This window comes from Variovorax sp. P1_H12_2, from assembly GCF_056405335.1.
Map to the genome: position 1 here is coordinate 1 of NZ_JBFUCI010000575.1, position 3,211 is coordinate 3,211.

At 65.8% G+C, this 3,211-nt stretch carries 3 protein-coding genes; 2 read left to right on the forward strand and 1 reads right to left on the reverse strand.

Features of this window, described 5'->3' with window-relative positions:
* Window positions 1-1,279, reverse strand: a 1,279-nt coding sequence (locus AC1D2K_RS32560; RefSeq protein WP_478094300.1) for an ISNCY family transposase, incomplete at its 3' end; no start/stop codon positions are given.
* A gap of 290 nt (window positions 1,280-1,569) precedes the next feature.
* Here AC1D2K_RS32560 and AC1D2K_RS32565 point away from each other — a divergent pair.
* Both AC1D2K_RS32565 and AC1D2K_RS32570 read left to right on the forward strand, forming a co-directional pair.
* Complete coding sequence (locus AC1D2K_RS32565) at window positions 1,570-2,442, forward strand: hypothetical protein (RefSeq protein WP_478094301.1); 873 nt, start codon at window positions 1,570-1,572, stop codon at window positions 2,440-2,442.
* Window positions 2,443-2,616: 174 nt separating this feature from the next.
* Window positions 2,617-3,138, forward strand: a complete 522-nt coding sequence (locus AC1D2K_RS32570) for a universal stress protein (RefSeq protein WP_478094303.1) — start codon at window positions 2,617-2,619, stop codon at window positions 3,136-3,138.
* Window positions 3,139-3,211: the final 73 nt, after the last annotated feature.

A 3,211-nucleotide genomic window follows, 5' to 3' on the forward strand; every position in this document is an offset into this window, starting at 1 on the left:
GTGCTGCCTTCCTGGGTCGCGGAAGCTGGCCCTGATTCGTTCGAGATGGCGCGCAGCGGCGGTCGTCTCGCCGCTCCTGAACAGCTTGTGCCGCACGCAAGGCATGGCTCAAACGCTTGTTCTCCACGACGGCCGCAATGTCGATCTGTGGCAGCTTGTCGTAGCGCACATAGGGTAGGGCGCGACCGCCCGCACGCACCTGGATGCGCCCGTCGGGATACTCGTACACATCGATGTATCGCTGGATCAGCCTCCGGTTGCCTGTCGTGTCCGCCAGCATGTAGATCTCGCGCGCATAGTTCAACGTCAGCGACAGCGACACCTTGCGCTGCTCGCGCCACGTGAAGGTGAGGTCCAGGTCCTCGTCCGCGCGCAGCGGGCGGTGCGCATCGAAGTCGCGCCGCGGTGGCTTGGCGAACCGGCCGTTGAAGTCGGCGATGAAGTGCGGCGCAAATGCGTTGCCTGCCTCGAGCGTGCTGATGCCGCGCAGCCGCAGCTCCTTGACCAGCCTGTCCTGCAAGGTCTGGTTGGCGCGTTCAACCCTGCCCTTGGCCTGGCTGGTGTTGGCGCACATGATGTCGATGTTCAACTCGTACRAGGCACGCCCGAACTGGGTGACGCCACGCTCGCTGAACTCCGGCTTGGTCACCGGCCGAAAGATGCTCGCCTTGTCGCTGTAGAACGCCACAGGCTTGCCGTGGGCCTCCAGGTAGCCGCGGGTTGCCTCGAAGTAGGCAAAGCTCGATTCCGTGGGCACGAAGCGCAGCTGCATCAACCGGCTGGTGGCGTCGTCGATGAACACCAGCAGTGTGCAGGCCGGCGCTCGCTCCTCGAACCAGGCGTGGTCGCTGCCATCAATCTGGATCAACTCGCCGAGGCAAGCGCGGCGATTGCGCGGCTGGTGCACCTTTGCGGCCCGCTGCTTGCGCGGCGTCCACAGGCCAGCAGCGGTCATGAGCAGACGAACCGTGTCTTTGCCAACGGCCAGCCCATGACACTCGAGAAGCTTCTCGCTCGGCAAGGTGGGGCCGAAGTCCGCGTAGCGCTCCCGGATCAATGTGATCGCGCGCTCTGCAGCTCCGGGCGCCAACTGGTGGTTGCTGGGGCGACCGCGCTTGCGTGACACCAGGCCGGCAGCGCCTTCGGCGACGTACCGCTGAACGATGCGCTCAACCTGTCGTCGGCTGATGCCCAGCCGCTGCGCGGCCTGGCCGACGCGCAGCACCCGGTCCATCACGGCCTGGATCGTCTTGAGGCGGTCTGCTTCGCGCATCGTCATCGTGATCGTCGCCGCAGGTTTCGCCATGGCCGTACCCCAAGCCCAGAACCTGGGTCGGGCGACTTTGCGACATTTGAAATCGGCTAGAACGCGACATTACTAAATCGCTCCTACAGTTTTCATTTATACAATGTATATTATGTTAAATGATGGGCGCAGCACCTGAGCGACGTGCGCCCGGGCTCTCCAGATTTGTCACAACTCCTTCGTAGCATGGACATCGGTCATATGCACCGGGGCCGGCACAACCCCTGCCTCTGCCCCTCCCGATTTTCATGAATGGAGTTTCAATGCGCGTCCTGCGACCCCTGGCCTTCGGCTTTCTCGCCGCTTCCTTGCTTTCCGCCTGCGGAACACCCGGCTCCTCGACGCCAGCGATCGACAACAGCGCGCTCGGCCAGGCCGAGTTTCGGGCGCACAAGGCGACTTACGGCGTCGTCTACCGGCTGCCCAAGGACGTGACGGACGTGCTCGAGGCAAAGATCAACGCGCCTCTGAAACAGGACCTGCTGAGGCTGGGCCTGCAGGCCGAGGCCCAGAACCCGAACCTCCCGCACGTCACCGTGGTGCACATCCACAGCGCCGACCCGACCACGCCGCAGAAGATGCTCAAGGCGCTGCCGAAGCCGCCAGCGCCCATCCAGCTGACACTCAAGACCTTCTACACGACCGAGGCGGCCAAGGATGCGGGCCGTCCATGGTGGCTCGATCTCGGCATCGTGAAAAACGGGCAAGGATTCGAGGACATGATGGCGTTCAACACCCGCGTCACCGCGGCCGTGGCGCCGCTGCGCGATGGCCCGCTGCCGCGCGTGACGGGCCCGGTCTTCGCAAAGATGGCGGAGCCTGGTCGGGAACTCGTCAGAACCGTGGGCGTGAGCGGCGTCAACGTCGTGAAGGACGGCAAGGAACTGCGGGCCCACAACCCCCACAACACGCTCGTCTACAGCATGACGCCGTTCACGCCCGCGCTGCAGTCGTCGATGAAGCAGGTCGCCGAGCAGATGAACGGGCTCCTGCCCAACGGCATCGACACGACCTTGCGCGACGTGTCGATCGTGGAACTGGCCTTCGCCGGCAACGTGACGCGGGAGATCTATCGGATCAGCCTGGTCGACGGCTCGGTCACCGACGTGGCCACCGGCGCGCGCGTGAACCGCTAGCCAGGCGACCGGGTCCGCAGGAGCTGCCCTGCGGACACGCCGGCGAAGCGCAAGCCGCGGGCCATGCCCGGAGCTTCGCCGTGGTCTTCTGCGATCGACTTGCGCCAGATCAAGGTCCGGCGCACCCTCACTTGGATACTGGTCTCCCCTACCCGTACGCCGAAGGAGCCTGTCATGTATGAGCGAATTCTTGTTCCCGTCGACGGCAGTCCGACCTCCGGTCGCGGGCTGGACGAGGCCATCCAGCTCGCCAGGCTCACACACGCGCGGTTGCGGCTGTGCCATGTCATCGACGAGCTCTCGTTCGCCCTCTCGATGGACGCCTATGCCGGCCATGCCGGCGACTGGCTCGGCGTACTGCGAGACAACGGCCACCGCATTCTCGAACAGGCCAAGGCCACCGCGCAGGCGGCCGGCATCGAGGCCGACACCGTGCTGTGCGACAGGTTCTCCGCGCCGGTGGACGAGACCGTCATTGCCGAAGCCGTCAAGTGGGCGGCCGACCTGATCGTCCTCGGCACCCACGGGCGGCGTGGCGTCGGCCGCCTGGTGCTGGGAAGCAGCGCCGAGCACATCCTGCGCCATGCGACCGTGCCCGTGTTGCTGGTGCGCGCGCCTGCAGTCGAAGCCGGGGTCGAAGCCAAAGAGGCCGCCGCGAGCCTCAGCCCGCCATCGGCCGCCCTGGCGCCCGAGTGAGCGGGGGGTGAGAGCCATGACTCGGCGCCCTCGCCTCGTCCTGGCCCTCGCATTCGCCTGCCTGCTGAATGCC

Bases quoted from the DNA above. Each gene is read 5' to 3' on its own strand.
- AC1D2K_RS32565 (WP_478094301.1), top strand. From the start codon at position 1,570: ATGCGCGTCCTGCGACCCCTGGCCTTCGGCTTTCTCGCCGCTTCCTTG.
- AC1D2K_RS32570 (WP_478094303.1), top strand. From the start codon at position 2,617: ATGTATGAGCGAATTCTTGTTCCCGTCGACGGCAGTCCGACCTCCGGT.